General features: G+C 43.0%; 2 protein-coding genes. Both read right to left on the bottom strand.

Going from position 1 to position 2,327, the window contains the following annotated elements:
• Positions 1-94: 94 nt before the first annotated feature.
• Positions 95-424, bottom strand: a complete 330-nt coding sequence (locus tag ACFIMP_RS09510; protein WP_375686324.1) for a hypothetical protein — start codon at positions 422-424, stop codon at positions 95-97.
• 9 nt (positions 425-433) lie between these two features.
• Positions 434-2,327 (bottom strand): phage major tropism determinant (locus ACFIMP_RS09505; RefSeq protein ID WP_524535894.1); only part of this gene is annotated, 1,894 nt, incomplete at its 5' end.

The following is a 2,327-nucleotide window of genomic DNA, read 5'->3' as shown; positions in this document are numbered from 1 at the left end:
GCTCTAATCCTTCTTTCGATATCTTTCTCATCTGACGCTCCATAAAAAAAGCCCCACAAAAGTGGGGCTGGATAAAAATGTTTTCTTATGATCTCTATTGGCTATGCTCTTTGATCAGCTGCTCGACTTCTTCAACACGAAAGCCAAGTTGAAAGAGCGGCGCATAGTCGCTTTCCTGTAATTCATACTGACAACGCTTTTCTACAAAATCACCATTTAAATCAAACGGCATGGTTGTTGTTAGACAAACCTTATGCGTGTCATCTTCAATCCCCTCTTCTCCCTCTCCAAGCTCTTTAACAAAAACCCAATAAAAACGTGTTGTTAAAAGATTCCCTAGCCTTCTTACTGTTTCAACTTTGTCAAAAGAAAGCATGTTCAGATAATCTTCTTTGCTATTTAAATGTTCTGGATATTCTATCATCTCTCCCTCCTAAACAAAATGACGCGTATGGCTACATCCACGCGCCGCAACTTGTTCATTTCCACCATTGACGATCATGGTGGCTCGAGTAAAACGCCCATTATCCGTTGTATTACTCCAGCTACCACCCCCTAACAATGCTCTCATTTCAAACGTATTTTGCGTATGGCTTATGGGTATAGGAAACGTGCCCGATAAAAATTGCCAAACATAACCGCAACCATCCTCACAACCGATATGCGAGATCATTCGACGATTCGCCGTATCCTTATATCCACCTGAAACCTTAGAGGTTGGTTCTTTCTTGCCAACAATATGTGTCTTTTCATTGCTTCCATACATAGCAGAAGCAAACGCTTCATCACTCAGTAAAGATTTTTTAACACGCGCCATATCTGTTACATGTTCGGTATAATTACGGTTTGTTGTTATATTGGTACGATACATTGATTTCGTATTTTCACCCGTCCCTGATTGAAGATAAATATCAACCCAAAGATCTGTAGAGGGGTCGTAGACCATTCCCTCTGGTGAACTATAAGGGCGGTGATTTAAACACCAAACTGAATTGGGTAAAATATCCCCTGCCCTATAACCAGACAAGGGGTGACCAGAAATCGTACCAACATCCGCACAAAGCGTATGAAACCCTCCTATCTTGCGCGAATTATTGACGCTGTAACCGTTTGGATACGTAGAGTTTTCTGATACAACAATTTTATGAGAATCTCCCTCCGGTACCAAATAAAGATAATAATCCTTGCCCGCAGAAAGAGACGGCATGCTTATTCTGGCATCTACCGTATAACTTACAACCAAAATATCATGAGTTCGTGGCAAAGTTAGATAGGTTCCTTTTTTCACGGTTAATTGCGCTTTGCCTGTCGCAACAAGAAAAGGGGTGGAAATTGATAAAACCGTTAAATGAGACTGTTTTAGAAAAGTGTTTATCTTTTCTGCGAGATTTTTTGCTTGTGTGGCTACTGTATGAGCTGTTGTCGCTGTTTCCAGAGAACTCTTGATACCACTAAGCTCTTTCTTCATTGTATCGGCGGTTGTTTTGGCTTCTTCTGCTGTCCTTTTCGCTCTATCAGCTACTTCCTTGGCTTTTTCGGCTTCGCTCTTGGCTTGATAGGCTTGTGAATCTGCCGACTCGGCTTTTTTCTTGGCTTCTTCTGAGTACATCCGCGCTAAACTTACGGGGGCTTTAAAATTCTCAACCACTTGATTGATATCGATAACCCTACTCCTCGCAGACGAGGCTATTTTCTCTGCATCTTCTGCCTGATTGCGTGCTTGCGTCGCGTCATGTCTTGCATAGCCAGCAGACTCTTTGGCTTCCTTGGCTATTTTTTGTGCCTCTTCCGCTTCTTCTTCCAAAGACGCTGCTTTTTTACCCGCTGTTTCGGCTGCCCTCTGCGCTTGTTCTGCTATATATTTTGCATTACTCGCTATTTCCTTGGCTTTTTCTACTTCATTCTTGGCTTCATACGCTCGGTCATCGGCTTTCTCTGCTATTTTCTTGGCTTCTTCACCTGCCATTTCTGCTAATCTTGCTATAGTCTTAGCGTTATTGGCTGCTTCATTCGCGTCGTAAGCTTTACTCCACGCTTCATTCGCTGTGCTTTTTACTTTTTCCACCTCACTACGCGCTTGCTCCGCATCATGGTTAGCATAACCTGCTGTCTGTTTGGCTTCTTTAGCTATTTTTTGTGCTTCTTCTGCGGCTGCTTCTAAAGACGCGGCTTTTTTACCCGCTGTTTCAGCTGCCTTTTGCGCCTCTCCTGCTGCATATTTTGCACTATTGGCTATTTCCTTGGCTTTTCCGGCTTCATCTTTTGCTTCATACGCGTAGTTATTGGCTTTCTCCGCTATTTTCTTGGCTTCTTCGCCTGCCGTTTCT

This window comes from Bartonella sp. AP65SXKL (genome assembly GCF_042195725.1).
Taxonomy (GTDB): domain Bacteria; phylum Pseudomonadota; class Alphaproteobacteria; order Rhizobiales; family Rhizobiaceae; genus Bartonella.
The sequence above is the reverse complement of the archived record's forward strand: the minus strand, read 5'-3'. Positions and strand labels throughout refer to the sequence as shown.

Excerpts from the sequence above, each read along its gene's own strand:
- ACFIMP_RS09510 (WP_375686324.1), bottom strand. The coding sequence starts at position 424 with ATGATAGAATATCCAGAACATTTAAATAGCAAAGAAGATTATCTGAAC.